The sequence below is a fragment of the Polaromonas sp. genome, assembly GCF_039930745.1.
Classification (GTDB): Bacteria; Pseudomonadota; Gammaproteobacteria; order Burkholderiales; family Burkholderiaceae_C; genus Polaromonas.
The window spans coordinates 103885-129507 of the sequence record NZ_JBDTTH010000002.1; the positions used below are offsets into that span (position 1 = coordinate 103885).

The following is a 25623-nucleotide window of genomic DNA, read 5'->3' on the forward strand; positions in this document are numbered from 1 at the left end:
TCCGGGGGTGAGCACCTCCCGCATGACGACACCCCCTAGTTTAACGAGCACCCTGGCCGACGCCATTCGCGGGGCCATTGCCGGCGCCGGCGGCTGGATCGGCTTTGACCGCTTCATGGCCCTGGCCCTGTACACCCCTGGCCTGGGTTATTACGCCAGCAGCTCGCGAAAATTCGGCCTGATGCCCGGCTCGGGCAGCGATTTTGTCACCGCACCCGAGCTGTCGCCGCGTTTTGGCCAGGCGCTGGGCCGGCAGGTAGCGCAGGCGTTGCAGGCCACCGGCACCGCCGAGGTCTGGGAATTCGGGGCCGGTTCGGGCGCGCTGGCAGAGCAACTGCTGCAGGTCCTGGGGCCGCAGCTCAGGCGTTACACCATTGTGGATCTGTCGGGCAGCCTGCAGGCGCGCCAGCGCGAACGCTTGGCCCCCTGGGGCGACACCGTGCATTGGGTCAGCGAGCTGCCGGCGCAGATGCAGGGCGTGGTGGTCGGCAACGAGGTGCTTGACGCCATGCCGGTACAGCTGCTGGCCCGCGTGGACGGCGTCTGGCATGAGCGGGGCGTTGTCATGGCCCCCACGCTTGTCGCTTCGCGTACGGCGCTGCCCCCCGAGGGGACTGAACTTGCTCGGGGCGGCCCGTCGCTACGTTCGTCGGCCCCCACGCTTTCGACTTCGTCTGATGCGCTGCCCCCCGAGGGTGGCCGTGTTTCCCTGGGGGCGGCCCGTCGGGAAACGCAGGACGATGCTTTTCTTTACGCCGACCAGCTCACCGCCTTGCGCCCACCGCTGGAAGTAGCGGGCAGCCACGACTACCTGACCGAAATCCACCCGCAAGCCGAAGGCTTTGTGCGCACACTGGCGGACCGGCTGCAGGCCGGTGCAGTGTTCTTGCTTGATTACGGTTTCCCCGAGCGCGAGTACTACCACCCGCAGCGCAGCATGGGCACCGTCATGTGCCACCGCGGTCACCTGGCCGATGCCGATGCGCTGCAGGACGTGGGCGAAAAAGACATCACGGCCCACGTCAACTTCAGCGGCATCGCGCTGGCCGGGCAGGAGGCGGGTTTCCAGGTGCTGGGCTACACCAGCCAGGCGCGCTTTCTGCTGAACTGCGGCCTGCTCGACGGTATGGAAGACGCGCCGCTGGCCGAGCGCGCCATGGTGCAAAAACTCGTCAACGAGCATGAGATGGGCGAGTTGTTCAAGGTCATCGCCTTTGCTGTTGACTCGAAGGCCTGCCCATGGGGTGGATGGCAGGCTATCGGGTTTGGGCAAGGCGACAGGAGCCACACTTTGTAGCGGGTTGCACTGCTTCGGGAGGGGTTTGTGGAGAGCCACTGCAACTCGCAACAACCCGGCAGCGCGGCGCAAGACGCTTGCCCCTAAACTAGCCCCCATGATTCGCTGGATGCTGGTGATTTTCCTGGCGCTGATGTTGATCAGCTGGTTCACGCCCGTGCTGCACAAGCTGGGCTTTGGCAAACTGCCGGGTGATTTCCGTTTCAGGTTGTTTGGGCGGGAGTGGTTCATCCCGTTGACAACCACCATCGTGCTGAGCCTGGTGGCCAGCCTGATCAGCCAGTTGATTTGAACGGGCCCTTTGAACCTAAAAACCGTAGTTGACCGCTCATATTCCGCTGGCAGGGCCGCATGACCATACACTTATTCACTCACGCACGAGTTCTCCTTTCAGGTGACGGCGCTACGCACCCGATTGAGCCGCCCTGGCGCGCGCTGGCGGCGTTGCTCCTCCTTGCGGGCACAAGCCCGCAGCGTTGTGCGCTGCGAAGGGCCGTCCCAAGCAAGCACAGCCCCCTTGGGGGGCAGCGCAGTACGCGAAGCGACAAGCGTGGGGGCTATGTCACTGCCTTGCCAGCCCACCCCATGACGGCCCACTCGGGCGCGTCCAACTGCGGTTTCTAGGTTGATGAACATGCCTGCACCGACACCGCCTGAAACTTCCTCCGGCCCCGACATTCGCTTGCCTGCGGGGGCGGCGCCTGTGGCCTGTGTGGATGTGGGTGGCACCAAGGTGGCGGTCAGCGTGGTGGACCAGCGTGGTGTGCAGGGCCGGCGGGTGGAACCGACGGCCAAAGAGGGCGCCTCGGATGCCCTGGCGCAGCAGGTGCTGCGCATGATCAGTGCCAGCTGCGCAGTGGCGCAGATTCGGCCCGGGGACGTTGCCGCGGTTGGGGTGGCGTCCTGCGGGCCGTTTGTGCTGAACCAGGGCTGTGTCGAGCTGGCGACGCCCAATATCTGCGGCGGCCTGGCCGGCGCGGCGCGGGGCCTGCCCAACAATTGGACGACGGCCGTGCTGGAAGCGCCGCTGCGCGCGGCCTTCGCTTCCGTGCGGGTTGAAAACGACGGCATGGCAGCACTGGAGGCTGAGCGCCGCTGGGGTGCGCTGCAGGGCGTGGACCATTGCGCTTACGTGACCTGGAGCACAGGCATCGGTGTCGGCCTGTGTGTGGATGGCCGGGTGCTGCGCGGCAAAAACGGCAACGCCGGCCATGCGGGCCACATGTTTGTCAGCGACAACAACGATGCCTTGTGCGGCTGCGGCAACATCGGCGATGTCGAGGCGCTGGTGGCCGGCAATGCCTTGCCGCGGCGCTTTTCAACGCTGGGTTATGTTGATTCTGCTTCTATTTTGATAGCTGCCCGCGCAGGAGACACGGGGGCTGTGGCCATTATTGATGATGCATGCCGGGTCATGGGCCGGGCTTTGTACAACCTGGTGGTGACACTGGACATGCAGCGCATCAGCCTGGGCGGCAGCGTGTTCTGGCATCACCGCGACTACCTGCTGCCGCGCCTGCAGGCGCACATCACCGGCAAGCTGCCGGCGGTGACGGGGACGTTTGTACTGGTTCCGGCCGGCTTGCAGGAGCAGGTGGGCGACTACGCAGCGCTGGCGCTGGTAGTCTGATTCCATTTCCAAATCATCCGTGCACTTTGTCGGCTTTGCTAGCTGTACGTTTGTACTGTCGTCGCTTCGCCTTCGCGTTCACGAATGATTTGGAAACGGAATGACCCCGCCTGGGTTTCAGGGCAGCAGCATCCATTCGTGGCCGCATTTGCGGCACTTCACCCGTACCCCGTCATGGCGGTCGCCGTCTTCCGCCACATTCAGCAGCCCGTACGCTTGGCAGACCTGGCAGTTGGCCTGGTCTGCCAGCGTTTCGGCATGTGCCAGTAAATACAGGTAGCGACGCAGCGCCCACAGCCCCACGGCGCCGCTGATGATGAAAAGAAGGGTGTTCAGCAGTTTTTCGCCCAGGGTGCCGCCGTGGAAAAGCTCCAGCGTGGCCATCAGCGCGATTGTGCACAGCAGGGCCAGCAGCATGTGGGCGTGGCTGGACAGCAGTTCATGCTCATACCACTTGCGAAACCCGACCTTGCGAATGCCATCAGCCAGCGAGCGATTGAGGTAGTTGTGGGGGGCCATGTCAGTCCAGTAGGTACCGAATGGTTGCACAACGCCGGTTTTTTCGCCAGCAGGCCGGGCGGGGCAGGAGGATGGGCTCAGTCCGGGCTGATCTGCGACAGGGTGTCCAGGAAGCTCCTGCGCCACCAGTGCACGTCCTGGCGACGTATGCGTTCAAGCAGCTTCTGGTGCCGCCGCTGGCGTTCGTGCAGCGGCATCTGCAGGGCCAGCTGGATGCTTTCAGCCGTGCCATCGCTGTCGTAGGGGTTGACCAGCAGCGCTTCCTTGAGCTGTTCGGCCGCGCCGGCAAAACGCGACAGCACCAGCACGCCGGGGTCGGCCGGGTCTTGCGCGGCGATGAATTCCTTGGCGACCAGGTTCATGCCATCGCGCAGCGGCGTGACCAGTGCCACCGCAGCCACGCGGTACAGGCCCGGCAGGCGCTTGCGCGCAACGTTGCGGTGGATGTAGCGCACCGGCATCCAGTCCAGCTCGCCGTAGTCGCCGTTGATGGCGCCGCACAGGCTTTCCAGCTCCTGGCGCAGGCCGGTGTAGGTGTCGAGTGCCTCCCGGCTGGGTGAGGCAATCTGGATCAGCGTGGCGCTGTTGAGGTTCTCCGGGTATTTCTGCAAAAGTTTGCGGAAGGCGCGTAGGCGTTGCGGCAGGCCTTTGGAATAGTCAAGGCGCTCGACGCCTAGCAGCAGGCGGCGGCGCGAATACTCTGCCTTCATGCGCTCGTGCATCTCGCGCGCTTCCTTGCCATGCGTCAGCGCGGCGAACTCGTCAACGTCGATGCCGATGGGAAAAGCCTGGGCCTGCACAGTGCGCCCGAAAGCGCGGAACTGGTGCTGGTTCAATGCCTCGGCACCGGCTTCTTCGCCGACATACCGCGAGAAATGCTCCACATCGGCCTGCGCCTGAAAACCCACCAGGTCGTAGGCAAACAGGGAGCGGATCAGCCACTCATGTTGCGGAATGGCCGCCAGGATCAGCGGCGGCGGTAGCGGAATATGCAGGAAAAAACCGATGCGGTTCTTGCAGCCCATGGCGCGCAACTCGGCGGCCATCGGGATCAGGTGGTAGTCATGCACCCAGATGATGTCGTCGGGCAGCAGCTGCGGCAGCAGCTTGCGCGCCATCATCTGGTTGACGCGCCGGTAGCCGCCGATAAAGCCGGCATCGAAGTCGGCCAGGTCCAGCCGGTAATGAAACACCGGCCAGAGCACACCGTTGCTGTAGCCCAGGTAATAGCTGTCGTGGTCTTCTCGGCACAGGTCTACCGTGCTCAGGGTCACGTTGCCGGCCTGCTGGGTGTGAACCTCACCTTCACCCGGCGTGCCGTCCTCGATGACGGTGCCGCTCCAGCCGAACCACACGCCGCCGTTGGCAGACAGCGCATCGCCTAGCGCCACGGCAAGGCCACCCGCGGCCGTCTTGCGCGGGTCAGCGACTCGGTTGGATACCACCACCAGCCGGCTCATGAGGCACTGCCCGTGCGGAACGAGGGGACATCTTTGACTGCGGCCAGCCGGGGCCGCGGAACCGGCTTTGCCGCGCCGCAGGCGCAGCGCCCCCTCGGGGGGCAGGGCAGTACGCGAAGCGACAAGCGTGGGGGCTTCATTTTTATACTTGACTATCCCAAGGCGCGGAGAGGCGCACCGCAGCATTGATGATGCCGACCATGGAATAAGTCTGCGGGAAGTTGCCCCACATTTCACCGGTCACCGGGTGGGTGTCTTCCGACAGCAGGCCCAGGTGGTTGCGGGCGGCCAGCATGGTCTCGAAAATCTCGCGCGCCTGTTCTTTGCGACCTATGCGCGCGAGCGCGTCAATGCGCCAGAAAGTGCAGATGTTGAAGGCAGTTTCCGGCTTGCCGAAATCATCTGGTGCTTCGTAGCGGCGCATGTAGGGGCCGTCGCACAGGTGTTTTTCCAGTGCGTCCACCGTCGCAACAAAGCGCGGATCTTTTGGGTCGATGAAGCCGACCTCGATCATCAGCAGCACGCTGGCGTCCAGGTCGCGGCCACCGAAACTCTCGGCAAAGGCCTGGCGTTCCTCGCTCCATGATTCGCGCAGGATGCGCTCGCGCATGGTGTTGGCGTGGCCGTGCCAGTAAATCGCGCGGTCGGGCTGCTTCAGGGTCACGGCGATCTTGCCGAGGCGGTCGCAGGCGGCCCAGCACATCAGCGCCGAAGAGGTGTGCACCCGGGCACGGGTACGCAGCTCCCACATGCCCGCGTCGGGCTTGTCGTAGTTGCGCACGGCCTGCTCGCCGACGGCTTCGAGCCGCAGGAATTCGGCCTCGCCGGCCTGATGCAGCAGCCGGTGGTCGTGAAAGGACTGGGCCGCACCCAGCACCACATTGCCATAGACATCGTGCTGAAAATGCTCCTGTGCCTGGTTGCCCACGCGCACCGGCCCCATGTTGCGGTAGCCGCCCAGGTGTTCGTAGCAGGCTTCGGGCAGTTCGCGCTCCAGGCCAATGCCATACAGCGGCTGGATGTGGCCGCCGCCGGCCTGCACCACGACGTTGCTGAGCCAGCGCAGATAGTCTTCCATGGTGCCGACTTCGGAGAGGCTGTTCAGTGCACGCACCACAAAAAAGGCATCGCGCAGCCAGCAGAAGCGGTAGTCCCAGTTGCGTCCGCTGTTTGGTGCTTCGGGAATACTGGTGGTCATGGCCGCCACAATCGCGCCGGTGTCTTCAAACAGCGAGAGCTTGAGTGTGATGGCAGCACGTATCACGGCCGGCTGCCACTCGAGTGGAATATGCAGCCGCTGGCTCCATTTGCACCAGTAGGACAGGGTTTCCTCCTCGAACAGGCGCGCGGTGTCGGCAATGCCGTCGGCCAGCGACTCGTCGGCACCGAGCAGGAAGTTGTGCTCGCGTGTCAGCACGAAGGGCTGGCGGGACTGCAGGTGCGACAGGGGCGCGTCGGTGTTGAGCCGCAGGGTCAGCGCGTCGCCGACGTAGCGCAGGTGGTTGCTGCCCTGGGTGATGACCGGCTTGCTGCGGCCCCAGTCGTAACGGATGTCCAGCGACACCCGAATGCGCGGCGCGCCCTGAAGGGGCCGGACGCGGCGCACCAGGGTGATGGGCCGGAAAAAGCGTGAGCGTTGGTAAAAGCGCGGCGCAAAATCAGTGATCTCTATGCCCTGGCCGGCCTGGTCGAACAGCTGGGTACGCAGCACGGCCGTGTTCGGCTCGTACCACTGTTTGCTGTGGGAGAAATTTTCAATCTCGATGGCAAAAGCACTGCCTTTGTCGCCAGGATCGAGCAGCGCATTGAACACCGGGTCGCCGTCAAACCTCGGCAGGCAGCACCAGACAATGCGGCCCCGGGCATCGACCAGCGCACTGAACCCGCAGTTGCCGATCACGCCCAGCGCCAGCGACGGTGGCGCGGACGGTGGAAAAGCCGGGGCGGGCGGGGCGCTTGTAGCGTTGGCGCTTGAACTCATGCAGTAAGCCTTTGTCCACCGCTGGCGCCTGCGCCCGCGCTTGCTGCCGCCGGCATGGCCGATTGCAGCCAGGCCATCAGCTCGACAACGCCGGCACAGCGGTGGTGTGCAACGGTGCGTTCGGGTCCGACCTTCACCGCATACCCACCCATTTGCTGAACCTGCGAGAAGCCGGATTCATCGGTGACGTCATCGCCGGCGAAAACCGGCTGGCGTCCCGCAAAAGGAGCTTCCGCCATGAACGCGGCGATGGCCGTGCCCTTGCTCACGCCGACGGGTTTGAGGTCGATCACGCATTTGCCCTGCATCAGGTCCAGGCCGCTGCTGCGCTCGACAGCGGCGCGCATGACCTGCATGCACAGCTCCTCCAGTTCGGGAGCATGGCGGTAGTGCAGGCTGAGTGCCAGGTTCTTGCGCTCCAGCCGCAGCCCCGGGTGCAGCTCCAGCAGCCCTTCGGCAGCCTGCAGCACATGGCGCATATCCGCCGGCGGGGCACTGATCAGCAGCCCTTCGGCGTTGCGCCGCTGCGCGCCGTGTTCCACTGCCGACGGCAGTTGCAGCGGTGCCAGGAAGGTGTCGAGGTCCATCAGGCGCCGGCCCGACACCAGGGCGAGCGCGCCGCCCAGTTGCCTGTACAGGCCGGCCAGGACGCCGGTGAGCGTGGCCGGAACGACCACGGCTTCCGGTTGCGAGGCCACTTCGACCAGCGTTCCGTCAAAATCCAGAAAAAGTGCCGTGCCTGGCGTGATGGGAGGCAGCGTCTCGAGGAGTGGGTTTCGGGGGCTTGTTTGCATCAAAACTCACCTTAGCAGAATCTCGCCTGCGGGCTTGTAGGCCAGATGCGCATATGCCGTTTTCACCTTCCGGGCCGCGGCAGGGCAAGGCCTTTGGCACCCGTGGCAGCTCTTCAGCCGGGTTCTGCGGACCCCTGCAGCCAGGCCTGCACCGCCTGCACCCGCGCGGCGTGGATCATCTCGCCGATTTTGGGCCCCGAGAGCCCGGCCGCCTGCGCTGCCTGGGCCACGGTTTCCGTCACCACAGCCTGCGCTGCCTGCAGCGCCTGGGCCAGCCTGGGCCGTTGTGGGTAGGCCGAATTTTCCAGGCCCAGGCGGCCGCGTGCATCACATTCGCAGGCCAGCAGGATCTCGCCAAAGCGCGCCGGCTTGCGAAATGCATCGCAACGTTCAAGCAGTCGCACCAGCGCGGCCGCGCTGAATTCCGCGCTGCGGTGGATGTTGCCGTGTTCGCGTGCCACGACCTCGGCCATCTCGCGGCAGTCGGTCGGCACGCGCAGGCGCTCGCACACGCCCTTGAGCAGCCGGGCGCTGCGCTCCTCATGGCCGATGTGTCTGGGCAGCACGTCTGCAGGTGTTGTTCCCTTGCCGAGGTCGTGGCCCAGACAGGCAAAACGCACGGGCAGGCTGGTTTCCAGCCGGGCTGACATGTCCAGCACCATCATCAGGTGCACGCCGGTGTCCACTTCGGGGTGGTATTCGGCGCGCTGCGGCACGCCCCAGAGTTTGTCCACTTCGGGCAGCAGATGGCGCAGCGCACCGCACGCGCGCAGCACCTCGAACATGCGGGACGGCGTGCGCTCCATCAGGCCGCGGGCCAACTCCTGCCACACCCGCTCGGCCACCAAGGCATCGACCTCGCCCTGCTCCACCATCTCGCGCATCAGCGCCAGGGTCTCGGGTGCCACCGTGAAATCGGCAAACCGGGCGGCAAAGCGCGCCAGTCGCAGGATGCGCACCGGGTCTTCGCGAAACGCATCGGTAACGTGGCGCAGCACCTTGTTCCGAATATCCCTTTGTCCATCGTAAGGATCGATGAGGGCTTCAAAATTTGCCTCAAATCCGGCTCCAGACCTTTTTGGATGGGCGGGAGCAGCTATTGAATTGATAGTAAGGTCGCGCCGCGCCAGATCTTCTTCCAGTGTGACGTCGGGCGCGGCATGCACTTCAAAACCGCGGTAGCCGCGCGCGGTGTTGCGTTCGGTGCGCGCCAGCGCGTATTCCTCGCGCGTCTGCGGGTGCAGGAAGACGGGGAAGTCCCTGCCCACCGGCAGGTAACCCTGGGCGGTCAGTTCTTCAGGCGTGGCGCCGACGACGACCCAGTCGTGGTCCTGCACCGGCAGGCCCAGCAAGGCATCGCGCACCGCACCGCCAACCATGAAAATTTCCATGGAGGCAGTTTAGCGGCTCGGGTAGCGCTGGCCTGTGGCTGACTCAGGAAAAGACCGGGCGGAAAAAACTGCGTTCGTAGCTGACGATGCAACGCGTTTCTTCGGCATACCTGAAGGCGGCCTGGCAGTCCGGGTCTTCAAAAGAACGCTGGCGATAGCTTTCATAGGCCGCCAGGCTGTCAAACGTGAACAGCGCCAGCGCGATGTTGCTGGCACCTTCTCCCGGCATGAAATAGCCGTGGTGTTTTCCGCCAAATTTTTCCACCAGCGGAATCCACAGCTTGCCGTAATGCTCGAATTCCTTGAGTTTGCTGGTGTCGAGCACGTAACGCAGGTAAATCGTGACAAGCGTACTTTTGGCCATGATCAGCGCGAAGCCCGGTAAGGCTCGTCGGCAACAACAAAGTCTTTTTCGGCCAGGGCATCCGCCATCCATGCCTTCACGCCGGGCAAGGCGCAGACCCGGCCGACGTAATCTGTGACGACGTCCGGAACCGGCAGGGCGTAAGTCTTCAGGCGCATGCACACCGGCGCGAAATAGGCATCAGCGATCGAGAATTCCCCAAAAAGCATGAAGCCCTTGTGCTGCTCCAGCAGCTCTGTCCACATCGTCACGATGCGCTGCACGTCCTTGCGTACGGCCGGCTGGTCGCGCCAGATGATGGCCCCGGTTTGGGAGAGGGGCGCCTCGATGTTCATCGGGCAGGCGCTGCGCAACGCCCCAAAGCCTGAATGCATTTCTGCGCAGACGCTGCGTGCCCGTGCCCTGGCCTGGGCATCCTGCGGCCAGAGTTGCTTTTGCGGAAACTTCTCGGCAACGTACTCCGCAATCGCCAGCGTGTCCCAGACGGCAAAGCCTTCGTCCACCAGCACCGGCACCCGGCCCGAGGGGTTGACCGCAAGAATGCCCTGTTTGAAAGCGGAATCGTCCGCAAAGGTGTCCGTGCCAAACCGCACCATGACTTCCTCGAACGCAATACCCGCCTGCTTCAGCAAGACCCAGGGCCGCATGGACCAGGAGGAATAGTTTTTATTGGCGATATAGAGCTTGAGCATGTGGCTTCCCTTGTGAACAACCGGCCATGCTAACGCGCGGCAGGCCATGCATTGATGCAAAAAAGCGCTGAAATTGATGCACGGCCGCCGCCGCGGCAGAACCTGCCCCTAGAAGCGGCCCGCGGTCTTGCGCTTGAGTGTCAGGTTGCTGCGCGGGCCCCAGCCGGCGTTAAGCGGCCCGAGATAGCTGGGCGCCACGGCTTCCAGTGCCGCTGGCGTGATGCCCAGTGCTTCCAGCCCCGGCAGGTTGCCGCTGGCGATGTTGGGCTGCGTCATCGAAGCCAGGTTGTCGCGGCTCATCAGCGGTTCGCCGGGGGTCAGCTCCATCAGGCGCGCCTGTAGCCGGCCCAGCGCCGCGGGCAGCTCAATCACAGGGCGGCCCCGGCCCTGGTTCACGCCGCTCAGGCGTCCTGCCATCTCTACCAACTGCCGCAGCGTGAAGACGCCCGGGCCGCAGGCCTCGAAGGTCTGGCCAACCGTGGTATGGGAATGGGCGTCCTGCAGGCAGTGCACGATGGCGCTCGCCACATCCTCCACCCATACCGGCTGGAACAGGGCGTGGCTGGCAGCCAGCGGAATGACGGGAAAGGTTTTTTGCAGCTGCGCAAAGACGTTGAGAAATTTGTCATCGGCGCCAAAGATCACGCTCGGGCGCAGCAGGGTGAGCGCCAGCCCGGCCTGATGCAGGGCCACCTCGCCGTGGCCCTTGCTGCGCAGGTACATCGACGGCGCCACATCCGGGTTTCGCGCATCGGCGCCCAGGGCGCTGACGTGGATCACCCGCCGCACGCCCTGGGCCGCACAGGCACGTGCCAGTTTTTGCGGCAGTTGCACATGCGTCCTGTCGAACGCCTCCTGCGTGCCGTGCAGGATGGCCACCAGGTTGACCACTGCATCGTGCCCCGCCACCAGCCTGGCCAGCGTGGCCTCGTCATGCACGTCGGCTTCAAACACATCCAGCGCGGGGAGCATCTGGATGTTCCGCGCGCTGGTCTCGTGCCGCGTCGGCACCGTCACGCGCCACTGCAGCCGCGTGAGTTTTTCGCAGACATGGCGGCCCACAAAGCCGGTGCCGCCGAGAACAAGTATTTTTTTGATGGTCATATCCATGATTAGGGCCTGTTCACACTATTTATACAAGTGCGAACGTGGTTAAAACAGCGCCAATCAAGGCGCGCGACGACGCCCAGACTGGGCGTCTGGGCTAGGAGTGCAACGACGAGTGGCGCTGTTTTAACCACGTTCCCTCCGGGTTGCGGCCAAAAAGACCATGCGCAGTGTTGCAAAGCCTTGCCGGGCGACAGCCCGGCTGCATTTTGCGCCTCGCGCATGGCCTTTTTGACTAGCAACGCATCTTGCATAAATAGTGTGAACAGGCCCTACGCCTTCACGGCAGCGGACGTAAAACGTTCCCGAAAAAAAGAGGTGGGTGTAGGCGCCGGCCTGAAGAGGCCCTGGCCTGTTCGCCTACACCATTTGATGCAGGGCCTCAGGATAATCGGTGGATGAATATTTTTGAAGCCCTGCGCGTCAGCCACGAGACCCAGCGCGGTCTGGCGGACAGCCTGATCCAGACCTCGGGGGACAGCAAGGAGCGCGCCCTGCTGTTCAAGGAGCTGCAAGCCGAACTCGCGGCTCATGCTGCGGCCGAAGAGCGATTTTTCTATGTGCCGCTGATTGCCCATGACATGACGCAGGAGCCCTCGCGCCATGGCATTGCCGAACACCACGAGATGGACGAGCTGGTGGAAAAGCTCGAAGAGATCGACTTCAGCTCGCCCGCCTGGCTGGCTGCTGCCAAAGAGCTGCATCACAAGGTCTTTCATCATCTGAATGACGAAGAGCAGGGCATCTTCCAGCTGGCGGGCAAGGTGCTCACCGAAGCCGAAAAACTGTCCCTGGCCAAGGGGTACGAGGGCGAGTTTGTGTCGCAGCGCGTCAAGGCCTGATCTCCTGCTGCGCGGCGCGTTCACGGCAGCTTGTTCAGCGCATTCGCGGGAAATAGGCCAAAGCCTACAAAGGCGCGTCATCTATCGCCTTCCTGTCGGGTTTCGGCAGGCTTGTCAGGGCATCTTCTCGTCGGGTGGCGGCGCCGAGGGGTCGCGCGGTCCGACAGTGCCCAGGCGGGTCTTGAGTGACTGGGGTTGCCCGGTCAGCAGTGCGGCGTAATTGGTGGTGTTGGAAAGTACCTTCTTCACATAGTCGCGTGTCTCGGCAAAAGGCACGTTCTCGGCCCAGATGGCGGCCTCCAGCACCGGCCCGTTGCGCCAGCTGCGTGGCCGCCCCGGTCCGGCGTTGTAGGCGGCGGCAGCCAGCGCCATGGAGCCGCCGAAATCATCCAGCGCGCGCTTGAGGTAGGCCGTGCCAATGACGATGTTGGTGTCGCGGTCATTGAGCTGGCTGGCGGTGAATCCCGTCAGGCCGATGTAGCGGGCTGTTTCACGCGCCGTGGCTGGCATCACCTGCATCAGGCCCGAAGCGCCCACGCCCGAACGGGCGTCCATGATGAAACGCGACTCCTGGCGGATCAGGCCATAGACATAGGCCGGATCCAGCCCGATGTCGCGGCTGCGCTGGAGCACTGCGGCGCGGAAAGGCGTGGGAAAGCGCTGCTCGAAATCGATCACGGTCGACGTGCGTTCGCTGGAGTTGATGCAGCGGTCCCAGATGGCGCGGTCGCAGGCAAATTGGGCGGCCGCCAGCAACTCGCGCTCGCCCAGTCCGCCGCGCTGGTGCAGGTTGGTGCTGTAGTTCCATTCACGCACCCCCTCCGGACGCAGGCCAATGGTGATGGCGTAAGCCGCGCGGTTCAGGCCGGGGTTCAGGCGCGCAGTCTCCTTTTCTTCCGGTGTCAGGGGCGCAGGCCGCGGCGGCGCGGTGATTTTCTGGCCCAGCTCTTCCAGCGCAAGTTGCTCGTAAAACCCGCGTACCGAAGCGATCGATTGCAGCAGGGCCAGGGCCTCGGCCCGCTGCGGCGACACCGGTGCGCTGGCAAGCGGGGCTGGCGCATTGCTGAGCAGGCCGCGTGCTTTCCAGTAGATCCAGACGGGCTCCTTGCGGGCTTCATCGCTCATGGCGTTGATGGCGCCCAGCACCAGTGGCCAGCGCGGCGTGCTGCCGGCGCGCAGCGCGGCGCGCGCCTTCCAGCCCAGTATGTCGTCGTTCAGATCGGTGTCACGGCTGACTTTGGCAAAGTAGCCCAGCGCGTCATTGCTCAGGCGGCGCGCGGCCTGTTTGCCGATGACCCCCCACACCCAGTTGCGCTCTTCGGCTGTGAGTTGCAGACCCCATTTGTCTTCCAGCAGGCGTGCCGCGCCCTCGATGTCGCTGGTCGCCAGCTTGACCAGCGCCAGCGTGATGATTTCCCTGCGGACCTTGCTGATTGCAATCATCTTGCCGGCCAGGAACCTGGTCGGGCTGTTGTTGAGTTCCGCCACCAGGGGCAGGGCTTCCGGTGCGATGATTTCGATCGCTTCACGGGCAGCGCGTGGGCGATTCGCCTCCATCGCCAGCCTGGCCTTGAGCCACACATCCTGCGCGGTGAGGCTTTTGGTGCCGACCAGCCGCGAAGCGGCCGACGTGCAACCATCGCTTGCTTCGCGCTGCGCGAACCAGTTTTTACGGACTTCGTCGGCGTCACGCTGAACCGCCTCCGGACGGGTGAGGCTTTCGATCAGCAGGGCGTAGCAACGCACGTCCTTGTCGTCCTGCATTCGGTAGTTCGGGTATTCGGCGGTGAAGGCGGTCCAGTCGCGGCGCTGACCCAGCAGCAGCAGCCAGTCGTTGCGCAAGCGGTCTTCCTGGTAGCTGCCGGCGTAACGCGCCATGAAGTCCTGTACTTCCCGGGCGCTGGCCTCACCCAGCCGTGCCCGCAACTCCCAGTAGGCGGCCCAAGGCTCCAGGGCATGGCCCTGGGCTTGGGGCAGCAATTGCGCCAACCGGGTTTTATCACTGCGCTGGAAGGCCTTGTTCATCTCCAGCAACACGTCATCGGCGCTGGAGCCATTGTTTTGTGCCCATGCGGGCGTGAGCAGTGCGCAGGCAGACAAACCCGAAACCAGGGCCTTCAGAATAGAGTTGGATAGCATCGGATCATTATGGATAAATTAACTGCACGAAGAGACCTGATTGAACAACGCCTGAACCTGCCTGACCGACTACAGCGCGCCGACCTGCTGCAGCGGGTCATGCGAATCTGGCTGGTGGGTCGCGAAGACGCGGTGATCGGGGCTTACTGGCCGATCAAGGGAGAGTTTGATCCGCTGCCCGCCTTGTACCGATGGCAGGAAGATGCCATTTTAAGCCAGGAATCCGAAGGAAATCACGGGCAAGCCCTTGAGGGGCGGGCGGAGATAGCTACTGAAAACATAGCAAATCGCTCGCCACGCAAGATCGGGCTGCCGGTGGTCAACAAGGTCCACAAAACCCTGACCTTTCATGCTTGGTACCCCGGCTGCCCGATGGAAGAGGACGCCTACGGCATTCCCAAGCCCAAAGACACCGAGGTGATCGTGCCGACCCTGCTGTTTGTGCCCTGCGTCGGCTACGGCCCGGGTGGGTTCCGGCTCGGTTACGGGGGCGGTTTTTACGACCGCACGCTAGCGACGCTGCAGCCGAAGCCCTTCACCGTGGGGCTGGGCTACAGCCATGGCTGGCTGCCGGACTTGGAGCCGGAACCGCATGATGTGCCGCTGGATGCGATCCTGAATGACAAGGGTGTGGTCTGGCCGGTTTGATGGTTGCCCTCCTGGCGCTGGCTGGTCGGCGCGGAGCCACACCTGCAGGAAGCGGTTTTGTAGCAAATGGCGGCAGTCCACTTTTACATTAGCCTGGGTTCATGTCCGATCAAAACCGACCCGACAAAAAAAGCACCCCTGGCAAAGCCGGCATTTGGCTTGCGAGGTGCGGCGCAGTTGTGTTGTCGTTATTTGCGCTGGTCTATCTGGTCGTGATCGTAATTCACGGAGCAGTCACGGGTAGCATTCATGTAGTCAGCAAATACAGCAGAGCCACAGTTAGCATCGAAACAGAGCCGGTGCTTTTTGGGATCACTATTTTCTATCAATTGGCGGTATCGTCACTGCTTTCATACTTCGCATACCTGTGTTGGGTTGGAGGGGGATGGCTGAAGAGATCGGAGCGCCTGGAGTTGGTCTCCAAGAAGTTGGAGGCAAAAATTCCGAGTCCAAGGAAACCGCTTCCGACCTGGGTCTCAATTGTTGTGCTCAGCTGTTTCTTCTGTTTTCTGCTGGCCATGTGTGCCAGGGTCTCACCGAATTGATCATCAATTCTTTGCCTAAGAATTGCTCTAAGGGACTTCATTGAGATCGTGTGCTGCTGCCACGCGCAAACTTGACGGCCACGTTCTCCGACATGACGCGCTTCGCGTGTCATGTCTCCCCGCATCCGCATTCGTTCCCCACCCGTCGGGCTGGGCCGAGGAGCGCAGCCGAAAACGGATCAGGGCGAGCGATTGTCTGAGCCGAAGGCGAGTTCGAGCTCGACCCCGTTTTCGGCGAGCACCGGAGGTTGCCCGTAGCGCAGCGGAGGGACCCAGACCATCGGGTCGCCTTTCTTTTCCTTAGGTTTCTTTGGCGAAGCAAAGAAAAGTAAGTCGCCCGCCGGGGCGAGACCCGGCAAGTTGGTGCACCACAGAAAGAGGAGCCACATGATTAGCAAACATGGATCCCGGATCAAGTCCGGGATGACAGATCTGGTAGACGACCAGCCCAGTTTGCTATGAATTAAATAGCTGATGCCGCCCGAATCTATTGGGAAACATGGCTATTTGATCATCAAGCCATCGGCTTGTAAGCCACCACATCAATCTCAACCCGAGCATCCACCATCAACCGCGCCTCGGTGGTAGACCGCGCCGGCCTACCCTCACCGAAGTAGCTCATATAGACCCGATTGAAACTGCCGAAGTCGCGCGCGTCCTGCAGCCAGACCGTGGTCTTGCAGACATCGGCCAGCGTGCAGCCGGCCAGGGCCAACGCAGTGGACAGGTTTTGCATGACCTGGCGGGTTTGCACCTCGATGCCGCCCGCAACGATCTCGCCTTTTTCGTCCGCCGGCACCTGGCCAGAGACATAAACAAAGTCGCCCGCCCGCACGGCCGGTGAAAAAGGCCGAGGTTGCTGGTCCGACGCGAGGGGAGGGTTGCCGAGAAACTGCAGTGCCATGTCAAAAACTCCTTGCTACTGATAAAAATACGGTGACACCGTGCTGGTGCCGTCGACTCACCGCACGCCCCAAGAGCGGGATGAGTAAGCTTAATTATGAAATATATTTTCAGAAGTGGATCGAAAATCAGGGTATGCACCGATATTTGCCTATTTTTGGATGGCATATTCTTTGCACTCTGAAAAATACTTTCACATTCAGGAGATTGAACATGCTGCATTCCTTGACTCTGAGTCGCCGCAAGGCCGTACTTGCGCTTGGCGCGGCAGCATGCCTGCCGCTGGCGGCGCAATCCCAGGCCCCGAAGTCGGCCCTGAACCTGGCCATGGTGGCCGAGCCGCCGACACTGGACATCCAGTCCACTCCGGCGGACCTGGTCTGCATCATCATGCAGCACGTTTACGAGCCGCTGTTCACCTTTGATGCCAAGGCGACGTTGGTGCCCATGCTGGCCGAGGCCATGCCGAAAATTTCGGCCGACGGCAAGCTCTACAGCATCGTGCTGCGCAAGGGCGTGATGCTGCACAGCGGCCGCGAGCTCAACGCCGACGACGTGGTAGCCAGCCTCAAGCGCTGGATGGAAGTCTCGCCGCGCGGCAAGTCGGTGGCGGCGCAGGTGGCTGACCTTTCCGCCAAGGGCCCGCTCAACGTGGAGATCAGCCTGAAGAATGCCTATGCGCCGCTGCTCTCGCAGCTGGCCATGGCCTCGGGCATGGCGGCCATCATGGCCAAGGAAACGCTGGCCCAGCCGCTGCGCGAATACGTGGGAACCGGGCCTTACAAGTTCAAGGAGCGCAAGCCAGACCAGTACGTGTTGCTCACCCGCTTTGACGGCTACGTGTCGCGCAGCGAAGCCGCCAGCGGCTACGGCGGCAAGCGCGTGGCCACGGTGGAGGAGCTGCGCTTTGTGCCGGTGCCCAATGCCAACACGCGGGTAGAAGGCGCTCTGGCCGGCCAGTTCCACTACGCCGACCTGCTGCCGATTGAGGCCCTGCAGCGGCTGGAGAAGGCCGGCGGCAAGGTGGTGCCGATCATGACGCCGTCCTTCGGATTTCCTTATCTGGTGTTCAACACCAAGGAAGGCTCGCTGGCACAGCAGCCGGTGCGCAAGGCCATCCAGACCGCGCTGGGCGAAGGCGAAATGCTGGCGGCGGGTTTTGGCGACACGCGCTTTTTCATCGCTGAAGGCAATCATTTCCCCAAGGGCACACCGTTCTATTCGGCTGCCGGCACCACGGCCTACAACGAACGCGACGCGAAGAAGGCCAAGAGTCAGGCCGAGCAGGCGGGCTACAAAGGTGATCCGGTACGCATCCTGACCAGCCGGCAATACGACTTCCACTACAACATGGCGCTCATCATGGCCGAGCAGCTCAAGCGCGCCGGTTTCAAGGCCGAACTCAACGTGGTCGAGTGGGCGACGCTGCTGCAACGCCGTGCCGATCCCAAGCTGTGGGACATCTACATCACGCATTCAGGTCTGTTCCCCGAGCCGATGCTTTCGCCGCCGCAACTGGGCGACGGTGCACCGGGTTGGTGGAGTTCACCGGCCAAGGCCGAGGCGCTGGCCGCGCTGAACCAGGAGCCAAACCCCGCCAAGCGCGGCGCGCTGTGGGGCAAGGTGCAGCAGGTGGTGTACGACGAGGTGCCCTACATCCACGTCGGCAAGTTCGCCAGCCTGTCGGCGCGCGCGCCGGCGCTACAGGGCTACACGCCTTACACCTACCCATTCTTCTGGAATACCAGTCTAAAGAGTTGAGCCCCCACGCTCCCTCACTTCGTGTGGTCGCTGCCCCCGAGGGGGCGGCCCGGCAAAGCCAGTTCCGCGGCTTGGTTGGGACGAGGGTGCTTTCGGATGGATACAAAGATCTCATCTCTTTTGGGTAGAACAAGGCAATGACCCGCTATTTGTTATCACGCCTGGGCGGCATGCTGGTGGTCATGGCCATCGTGGCGGTGCTGGTGTTCATCCTCACGCGCGCCGCGCCTGGCGACCCGATCGCAGTCTTGCTGGGCGACCAGGCGACGGCTGAGGACATTGCCCGGGTGCAGAAGGTCTACGGTCTGGACAAGCCCCTGCCGGTGCAGTTCGGCTTGTGGATCCGCGAGCTGGCCCGCGGCAACCTGGGTGAATCCATCTTCCTGCAACGGCCGGTGACCCAGGCGCTGTGGGAGCGGGCCGAGCCCACCGCCTTGCTCTCGCTGATGGCCGTCGCGATCGCCGCGCTGATCGGCCTGCCCTGCGGCATCGTCTCGGCGGTGTTCCGCGGCAGAGCCATCGACCAGGCATTCACCGGCTTCGCCATGCTGGGCGCGAGCGTGCCCAGCTTCTGGTTCGGCCTGGTGCTGATGCAGATTTTTGCGGTCTCGCTGGGCTGGTTCCCTGTCTCGGGTTATGGCGAGCCGGGCGCCTCGCTGGCCGCGCGCATCCATTGCCTGGTGCTACCGGCCACGGTTCTGGGTGTGCTGAATTCGGCGCTCATCATCCGCTTCACCCGCGCCTCCATGCTGGACGTGTTGGGCGAGGACTATGTGCGCACCGCCCGGGCCAAGGGGCTTTCCGAAAACGTGGTGGTGCTCAAGCATGCGCTGCGCAATGCGCTGGTGCCCATCGTCACCGTGCTGGGCCTGACGGTGGCGCTGATGATAGGCGGCGCGGTGGTGACGGAGACGGTGTTCGGGCTGCCGGGCGTCGGCAACCTGGTGGTGAGTGCAGTGATCCGGCGCGACTACCCGGTGATCCAGGGCGCGCTGCTGGTGGTGGCCGCAATTTACGTGGTCATTAACTTTCTGATTGACCTGCTATACACCGTGGTCGATCCACGGGTGAAGTACTGATATGCAGATGCCGTTGATCCTGCGCAAACTGTTTCGTCGCCGCATCGTGCTGGCCGCCGCCATTGCGCTGGTCGTGGTGGTGCTGGTGTCGCTGTTCGCAGGTCCCTTGAGCGGGTTGGACCCCAACGAGACCGCCGTGAGCCAGCGGCTGTCGCAGCCTTCCTCCGCCCATTTGTTCGGCACCGACGAACTGGGCCGGGACTTGTTCGCCCGCATCGCCTTCGGCGGCCGCTATTCGCTGACCATTGCATTGCTGACCGCGCTGGGCTCGGTAGTGGCCGGTACGCTGTTCGGCCTGGTCGCGGGCTTCTTTCGCCGGCTGGATGCGCCGGTGATGCGCGTGGTGGACGCCATGATGTCCTTCCCCGACATCCTGCTGGCAATTGCTCTGGTCGGCATCCTGGGGCCCTCGATGTTGAACGTGGTGCTGGCCCTCGTGCTGGTCTATACGCCGCGGGTGGCGCGTGTGGTGCGCGCCTCCACCCTGGTAGTGCGCGAGCTGCTGTTCGTGGAGGCGGCGCGCGCTGTGGGTGTGTCCACCATTCGCATCCTGTGGCGCCATGTGCTGCCCAATCTGATGTCGCCGATCCTGGTGCAGGCCTCCTTCATCTTCGCCTACGCCATCCTGGCCGAGGCGGCGCTCTCGTTTCTCGGCGTGGGCGTGCCGCCCGAAATCCCGACCTGGGGCACCATGGTTGCCGGTAGTCAGCAATACGCCCACCAGGCGCTATGGATCGTGATGTTCCCGGGCCTGGCCATCATCCTGACCGCGCTCTCGCTGCAATTGCTGGGCGACGGCATCCGCGACTTGCTGGATCCGCGTCTGCGGAAATCGATGTGAACCGTCTCGAAGTGCGTCACCTTTCCACCTTCTTCGACACCGACGAAGGCCTGATCCGTTCCGTCGCCGATGTGAGCTTCAACATCCGCGCCGGCAAGACCACGGCCCTTGTCGGCGAATCTGGTTCCGGCAAATCGGTCACCAGCCTGACCCTGATGCGCCTGTTGCCGCGCACGGCCTCCACGCAGGTCAGCGGCCAGGCCCTGTTCGTCAACCGCGCCGGCGAGACGCTTGACCTGCTGACCTTGCCCGAGCCGCGCATGCGCGCCATCCGCGGCAACGAGGTTGCGATGATTTTCCAAGAGCCGATGACCAGCCTGAATCCGGTCTTTACTGTCGGCGAGCAGGTCGCCGAATCGCTGCGGCTGCACAAGGGGCTGGACCACGCCGCCGCCTTGGCTCAGGCCCTGCGCATGCTGGAACTGGTGGAGATACCGGCCGCCGCGCAGCGCCTGCACGAGTATCCGCACCAGCTTTCCGGCGGCATGCGCCAGCGCGTGATGATCGCGCTGGCCATGGCCTGCGACCCGACGCTGCTGATCGCAGACGAGCCCACCACCGCGCTGGACGTGACCATCCAGGCGCAAATCCTCGCGCTGATGCGCAGGCTGCAGGCCGAGACGGGCATGAGCATTTTGTTCATCACCCACAACCTGGGCGTGGTGGCCCACCATGCCGACGATGTGGCCGTGATGTACGCCGGCCGCATCGTGGAGGCCGCTCCGGTGCACGATTTGTTCGCGCGGCCGCAGCACCCCTACACCCAGGGCCTGCTGGCCTGCCTGCCGGCGCAGCAGCGTGGACGGGCGCCGGCGCTCGACGGCAAACGCCGGCTCTACGCCATCCGCGGCCAGGTTTCCAGCCCGCTGGCACCGCCACCGGGTTGCGCGTTCGAGCCGCGTTGCGACAAGGCCATCGCGGCCTGCCGCGACGCCATGCCGGCGTTGCGCAACGACGAAGCCGGCGGCAGCGCCCGCTGCATCCTCGTTCCGGAGGCCGCATGAGCAGCGTGGCACCGCTCATTGAAGTCAGGAACCTGCAGAAATTTTTCGGCTCCTCGGCGCGGACGGTGCGAGCGGTGGACGATGTTTCCTTCGTCATCCATCCCGGCGAGACGCTGGGCCTGGTGGGCGAATCGGGCTCGGGTAAAAGCACCATAGGCCGCGCTTTGCTGCGCCTGGTCGACAGTACCGGTGGCACGGTGAGCTACCGCGGCGAGGACCTGGGCGCGGCTTCCGGTAGCCGCATGCGTGCCCTGCGCAGCAAGCTGCAGATGATTTTTCAGGACCCCTATGCCAGCCTGAACCCGAAGATGCGGGTGCGCGACATCCTGGGCGAGGCGCTGCAGGTGCACGGCCTGGCGAAAGGCAAGGAAGCCACCGCGCAGCGTATCGCCGAGCTGCTGCAGCTGGTCGGCCTGCCGCCTGAGCACGCGGCGCGCTACCCGCACGAGTTTTCCGGCGGGCAGCGCCAGCGCATCGGCGTGGCGCGCGCGCTGGCAGTGGAGCCTGAATTCATCGTGGCTGACGAGCCACTGTCTGCGCTGGACGTGTCCATCCAGGCGCAGGTGGTTAACCTGCTGTGCGACCTGCGCGACCAGCTGTCGCTGACCATGCTGTTCATCTCGCATGATCTGGATGTGGTGGAATACCTGTGCGACCGGGTGGTCGTGTTGTACCTGGGCCGGGTGATGGAAGTGGCGCCGACGGCAGCGCTGTTCGCGCGGCCGCTGCATCCCTATACCCAGGCACTGCTGGCCGCTTCGCCCAAGCCCGACCCGACGCTGAAGATGGTGCATGTGCCCCTGAAAGGCGACATGCCCAGCCCGGTCAACCCGCCTTCGGGCTGCGTGTTTCGCACGCGCTGCCCGTATGTCATCGACGCCTGCGCGCAGACGCGGCCGGAGCCGCGCGACATGGGCGGTGGCCGGCTGAAAGCCTGCATCCGTGACGACATCGAATCATTGACGACACCATGACACTGCAAGACATTCTCGACCCTCTGCTCGACGCTTCCTGGAAGGGCTTTCCGCACCACAGCCCGCCGCTGCGCCGCTCGGCCGTCGGCACCCAGGGCTGGAACGTGTTGCGCGGCGACCTGCCTTTGCCGCTGGCCGTGATCCGCCGCGACGCGCTGGCCGGCAACCTGCAATGGATGCAGGATTTTGTGGGCAGCCACGGCGTGAGCCTGGCGCCGCACGGCAAGACCACCATGTCACCGCAGTTGTTCAGGCGCCAGCTCGATGCCGGCGCCTGGGGTCTGACCTTTGCCACCGTGACGCAACTGCGCGCGGGCGTGACGGCCGGTGCGAAGCGCTGCCTGATCGCCAACCAGGTGTTCCAGGCGGTGGACCTGCAGGGCATAGCCGACCTCAAGCGTTCCCATACCGGGCTGAGCGTGGCATTTCTCGTGGATTCGCTGGCGCAGGCGGAGCTCATTGAAGCCTGGTACACGGCGAACCCGCACGCCCAGCCTTTCGACGTGCTGCTGGAGATCGGCGTGGACGGCGGCCGCACCGGTTGCCGCAGCCACGGGCAGGCACTCGCGCTGGCGCAGCGCCTGGGTGCCTGCAAGGGCACGCGCCTGGTGGGCATCGAATGCTACGAAGGCCTGGGAGCCACCGGCCAGTCAGATGCCGACACCGCCTACGCCAATGCGCTGATGCAGCGCGTGCGCGACATCGCCAAGGCCTGCGATGAACAGCAGTTGTTCGAGACGCAAGAAATCCTGCTCACTGCCGGTGGCTCCGCCATTTTCGATCTGGTCGCCGAACACCTGAAGATGAAGCTGTCACGACCCGTGCTGGGCCTGCTGCGTTCCGGCTGCTACGTGACGCACGACCACGGAACGTACCATCGCTTCATGAATGCCGTCGCCGCACGCATGGGCTGCGGCCACGGCCTGCACGCGGCGATGGAAGTGTGGGCGGCCGTGCAGTCCTGCCCCGAGCCCGGCCTGACCATTCTCTCGGTGGGCAAGCGCGATATTTCCTACGACCTGGAGCTTCCTGTGCCGCTTGGCTTGTGCAAGGCTGGCGAGACCGCCATGATGCCGGCACCGGCCGACTGGAAAATAACCGGCCTGAACGACCAGCACGCCTACCTGCGCGGCAGCGGGCCGGAACATCAGGCCCTGCGTGTCGGCGACCTGGTCGCGCTGGGCATCTCCCACCCCTGCACCACTTTCGACAAATGGCGCTGGATGCCGGTGGTGGACGAACAAACCAACGTGTGTGACGCCATCGTCACCTGCTTTTAAATGACTCCTCGCGTACTCGAAAAAATTGCCGAAATCATGGACCGCGCACCGGCCGCGCGGCGCACCGTGCTGGCCCTGATCCTGGAAGATCCGCAGCGCGTTCTGGACGAAACCTTCGAAACCCTGGCCCAGCGCGCCAACAGCTCAGTGCCCACCATCATGCGGGCCTGCCGCGATCTGGGGTACCCGGGGCTGCGCGAATTCAAGCTGGCCCTGGCACAGGAGCTCGCTGTGGGCGGCTCGCCGCTGAACCGGCGCGTGCGCATTGACGACGACACCCGCGAGGTGATTGCCAAGGTGACGCGCGGCGCCGCCACGGTGATCAACAATGTGCAGGCCCAGCTCAGCGTGGAGGCGGTGCAGGCGGCTGCCGACGCCATCGTGCAAGGCGCGCGGGTGGACTGCTACGGCGTCGGAGTCACCTCCAACTTCATGGCCTCCGACCTGCAGGCGCGGCTGTACCGCATGGGCCTGGCCTCCAACAGCTACCTGGACCCGCACCTGCAGCTGATCTCGGCGGCCACCATCGGCCCGCGCGGTGTGGTGATGGCCATCACCTATGTGGGCGGCATGCCTTCGCTGCTGGAGGCGGTGGATGTGGCGCGCTCGCAGGGCGCCACCATCATCGCGCTCACGCAGCCCGGCTCGCAACTGGCGGCGCTGTCCGATATCGTGCTGGGCGTGGAAGTGGCGCCTGACCCGGTGATGCCTGTTGGCCCCGAGGCCTATCTGGCGCACTTGACCGTGATCGAGATCCTCACCGTGCTGGTGGCGCAGCGGTTAGGCGACAAGGCGGTGGACCGGCTGGCCAACATCCAGCGCACGCTGGAGACGCGCGGCGTGGACATGCATCAGCATCCCCGGCTGGACTGGGACGAAGGCGCCAAGGTCAAGATGGGGAAAGTGCGATGACGCGCGCCGTACTGCTGGAAAACGGCCTGCTGGTGGACGGCACCGGCTCGCCCGGCCAGCTGGGTGACCTGTTGCTGGTGGGTGACCGGATCGCGGCCCTGGGCGCGGGTTTACGCCACCGTTTGCCTGATGGTCTGGCTCTGGCCGATGTCCAGGTGAGCGACTGTACCGGCCTGGTGATCGCGCCCGGCTTCATCGACGTGCACACCCATGACGATGCCATCGTGCTGAACGCGCCCGGGATGTTCCCCAAGCTGTCGCAGGGAATCACCACGGTGGTCACCGGCAACTGCGGCTTGTCGGTCGCGCCCTTCGTGGTGGAAGAGCCGCAAGGCGCCCTCACCCTGCTGGGCAATTCGTTCAAATACCCTTCGGTAGATGCTTATGCGCAGGCAGTGGCCGAGGCGCAGCCCGCCGTCAACGTGGCGCCGCTGATTGGCCACACCACGCTGCGCTTCGCCTGCATGGACGACCTCACCCAGCCCGCAACTGCCGGGGAGGTGGCTGCCATGTGCAGCCTGCTGGAGAAATGCATGGGCCAGGGTGCGATCGGCCTGTCATCGGGGCTGTTTTATGCCGAAGCCATGCCGGCGCCGGCGTCCGAGGTGACGGCCTTGGCGCGCGTTGTCGCGCGCTACGGCGGCATCTACGCCACCCACATGCGCTCGGAGATGGCCGACATTCTGGAGGCCATGCACGAGGCGGGCGACTGCGCCTTCCAAGCCGGCGTGCCGCTGGTCATCTCGCACCACAAATGCGCCGGTCCGGCCAACTGGGGCCGCACGCAGGAAACCTTGCCGCTGATCGAAACGTTCGCACAGCGCCAGGCGGTGGCCATGGACGTCTACCCCTATGTAGCCGGTTCGACCGTGCTGCGCGAGGATCTGGTGGATGGCGTGATCGACGTGCTGGTGAGCTGGTCCACGCCGCATCCGGAGATGATGGGCCGCACCCTGGCGTCGATTGCCGCCGAGTGGGGTGTCGACCAGAAAACGGTTTGCCGCCGCCTGCAACCCGGCGGGGCTTGCTATTTCCAGATGCATGAAGACGATGTGCGCCGTGTGATTGCGCACCCGCTGAGCATGATTGGCTCGGACGGCCTGCCGCATGACCGGCACCCGCATCCGCGCCTGTGGGGCGCTTTTCCGCGGGTGCTGGCCCGTTACTGGCGCGAGCAACGGCTGTTCCCGCTGGAAACGGCAATCTACAAGATGACAGGCCTGTCAGCCCGCAACTTCCGCCTGCACCAGCGTGGCCAGTTGCAGTTGGGCTGGCACGCCGATGTGGTGGTGTTTGACCCGTCGAAGGTTAGGGATGTCGCCACTTACGAGCAGCCTGTTGCGCGATCAGAGGGCATCAGCTCCGTCTACGTCAACGGCCAGCTGGCCTGTGACCAGGGCTGCGCGCAGGCGCTGGCGCATGCTGGCCGTATGCTGAAGCGGCCGGTGCCGACCGCTTGA

The 25623-nt window shown here is 64.2% G+C and carries 23 protein-coding genes; 13 read left to right on the forward strand and 10 right to left on the reverse strand.

Features of this window, described 5'->3' with window-relative positions:
- The first annotated feature begins 22 nt into the window (after positions 1-22).
- The 3 genes from ABI660_RS01605 (at position 23) to ABI660_RS01615 (ending at position 2927) form a co-directional block, all read left to right on the forward strand.
- Positions 23-1297 (forward strand): SAM-dependent methyltransferase, encoded by a 1275-nt coding sequence (locus ABI660_RS01605; protein ID WP_348064268.1) that lies wholly within the window; start codon positions 23-25, stop codon positions 1295-1297.
- Positions 1298-1394: 97 nt separating this feature from the next.
- Entirely contained in the window at positions 1395-1589 is a 195-nt protein-coding gene (locus ABI660_RS01610) for a DUF2905 domain-containing protein (RefSeq protein ID WP_348064270.1), read from the forward strand.
- A 342-nt stretch (positions 1590-1931) separates the two neighbouring features.
- On the forward strand, positions 1932-2927 hold the full coding sequence (locus ABI660_RS01615) for an ROK family protein (RefSeq protein ID WP_348064272.1): 996 nt from the start codon (positions 1932-1934) through the stop codon (positions 2925-2927).
- Between the two features lie 117 nt (positions 2928-3044).
- Here the strand turns inward: ABI660_RS01615 and ABI660_RS01620 are convergent, their stop codons facing one another.
- From ABI660_RS01620 to ABI660_RS01655, 8 genes are all read right to left on the reverse strand, one after another.
- Positions 3045-3446, reverse strand: coding sequence for a hypothetical protein (locus tag ABI660_RS01620; RefSeq protein WP_348064274.1), 402 nt, complete (start codon positions 3444-3446; stop codon positions 3045-3047).
- A gap of 77 nt (positions 3447-3523) precedes the next feature.
- A complete protein-coding gene (otsA, locus tag ABI660_RS01625) occupies positions 3524-4906 on the reverse strand; it encodes an alpha,alpha-trehalose-phosphate synthase (UDP-forming) (RefSeq protein ID WP_348064276.1) in 1383 nt (460 codons plus the stop codon).
- Between the two features lie 142 nt (positions 4907-5048).
- Entirely contained in the window at positions 5049-6887 is a 1839-nt protein-coding gene (locus tag ABI660_RS01630; RefSeq protein WP_348064278.1) for a glycoside hydrolase family 15 protein, read from the reverse strand.
- The gene (otsB, locus tag ABI660_RS01635) at positions 6884-7681 is read right to left on the reverse strand and encodes a trehalose-phosphatase (protein WP_348064280.1); all 798 of its coding nucleotides are present in this window, start codon (positions 7679-7681) and stop codon (positions 6884-6886) included. Before otsB ends, ABI660_RS01630 begins: the two co-directional genes overlap by 4 nt.
- A gap of 113 nt (positions 7682-7794) precedes the next feature.
- On the reverse strand, positions 7795-9072 hold the full coding sequence (locus ABI660_RS01640) for a multifunctional CCA addition/repair protein (protein WP_348064282.1): 1278 nt from the start codon (positions 9070-9072) through the stop codon (positions 7795-7797).
- A gap of 43 nt (positions 9073-9115) precedes the next feature.
- Positions 9116-9436 (reverse strand): NIPSNAP family protein, encoded by a 321-nt coding sequence (locus ABI660_RS01645; protein WP_348064284.1) that lies wholly within the window; start codon positions 9434-9436, stop codon positions 9116-9118.
- A gap of 2 nt (positions 9437-9438) precedes the next feature.
- Positions 9439-10128 (reverse strand): glutathione S-transferase family protein, encoded by a 690-nt coding sequence (locus ABI660_RS01650; RefSeq protein WP_348064285.1) that lies wholly within the window; start codon positions 10126-10128, stop codon positions 9439-9441.
- A gap of 108 nt (positions 10129-10236) precedes the next feature.
- Entirely contained in the window at positions 10237-11232 is a 996-nt protein-coding gene (locus ABI660_RS01655) for a complex I NDUFA9 subunit family protein (protein ID WP_348064337.1), read from the reverse strand.
- Positions 11233-11633: 401 nt separating this feature from the next.
- Here ABI660_RS01655 and ABI660_RS01660 point away from each other — a divergent pair, with 401 nt between their 5' ends.
- A complete protein-coding gene (locus ABI660_RS01660; RefSeq protein WP_348064287.1) occupies positions 11634-12077 on the forward strand; it encodes a hemerythrin domain-containing protein in 444 nt (147 codons plus the stop codon).
- Between the two features lie 114 nt (positions 12078-12191).
- On the opposite strand, the gene ABI660_RS01665 is transcribed toward ABI660_RS01660, so the two are convergent.
- Positions 12192-14216, reverse strand: a complete 2025-nt coding sequence (locus ABI660_RS01665; protein ID WP_348064288.1) for a transglycosylase SLT domain-containing protein — start codon at positions 14214-14216, stop codon at positions 12192-12194.
- Positions 14217-14225: 9 nt separating this feature from the next.
- Here ABI660_RS01665 and ABI660_RS01670 point away from each other — a divergent pair, with 9 nt between their 5' ends.
- Positions 14226-14864 carry a 5-formyltetrahydrofolate cyclo-ligase gene (locus tag ABI660_RS01670; protein ID WP_348064290.1) on the forward strand — a complete coding sequence of 213 codons (639 nt, stop codon included), beginning with the start codon at positions 14226-14228 and terminating at the stop codon, positions 14862-14864.
- Between the two features lie 1059 nt (positions 14865-15923).
- Here the strand turns inward: ABI660_RS01670 and ABI660_RS01675 are convergent.
- The gene (locus ABI660_RS01675) at positions 15924-16313 is read right to left on the reverse strand and encodes a RidA family protein (protein ID WP_348064291.1); all 390 of its coding nucleotides are present in this window, start codon (positions 16311-16313) and stop codon (positions 15924-15926) included.
- Between the two features lie 212 nt (positions 16314-16525).
- On the opposite strand from ABI660_RS01675, the gene ABI660_RS01680 reads away from it, so the two are divergent.
- The 8 genes from ABI660_RS01680 (at position 16526) to ABI660_RS01715 (ending at position 25623) form a co-directional block, all read left to right on the forward strand.
- Complete coding sequence (locus ABI660_RS01680) at positions 16526-18073, forward strand: ABC transporter substrate-binding protein (RefSeq protein WP_348064292.1); 1548 nt, start codon at positions 16526-16528, stop codon at positions 18071-18073.
- A 137-nt stretch (positions 18074-18210) separates the two neighbouring features.
- Complete coding sequence (locus tag ABI660_RS01685; protein WP_348064293.1) at positions 18211-19152, forward strand: ABC transporter permease; 942 nt, start codon at positions 18211-18213, stop codon at positions 19150-19152.
- 1 nt (position 19153) lies between these two features.
- Positions 19154-19993, forward strand: a complete 840-nt coding sequence (locus ABI660_RS01690) for an ABC transporter permease (RefSeq protein ID WP_348064294.1) — start codon at positions 19154-19156, stop codon at positions 19991-19993.
- Positions 19990-20997, forward strand: coding sequence for an ABC transporter ATP-binding protein (locus ABI660_RS01695; protein WP_348046799.1), 1008 nt, complete (start codon positions 19990-19992; stop codon positions 20995-20997). The genes ABI660_RS01690 and ABI660_RS01695 overlap by 4 nt, the downstream gene beginning before the upstream one ends.
- Positions 20994-21971 (forward strand): oligopeptide/dipeptide ABC transporter ATP-binding protein, encoded by a 978-nt coding sequence (locus ABI660_RS01700; RefSeq protein ID WP_348064295.1) that lies wholly within the window; start codon positions 20994-20996, stop codon positions 21969-21971. Before ABI660_RS01695 ends, ABI660_RS01700 begins: the two co-directional genes overlap by 4 nt.
- Positions 21968-23251 (forward strand): amino acid deaminase, encoded by a 1284-nt coding sequence (locus ABI660_RS01705; RefSeq protein ID WP_348064297.1) that lies wholly within the window; start codon positions 21968-21970, stop codon positions 23249-23251. Before ABI660_RS01700 ends, ABI660_RS01705 begins: the two co-directional genes overlap by 4 nt.
- Positions 23252-24163 (forward strand): MurR/RpiR family transcriptional regulator, encoded by a 912-nt coding sequence (locus ABI660_RS01710; protein ID WP_348064299.1) that lies wholly within the window; start codon positions 23252-23254, stop codon positions 24161-24163. It abuts the gene before it with no gap.
- A complete protein-coding gene (locus ABI660_RS01715) occupies positions 24160-25623 on the forward strand; it encodes a D-aminoacylase (protein WP_348064301.1) in 1464 nt (487 codons plus the stop codon). The genes ABI660_RS01710 and ABI660_RS01715 overlap by 4 nt, the downstream gene beginning before the upstream one ends.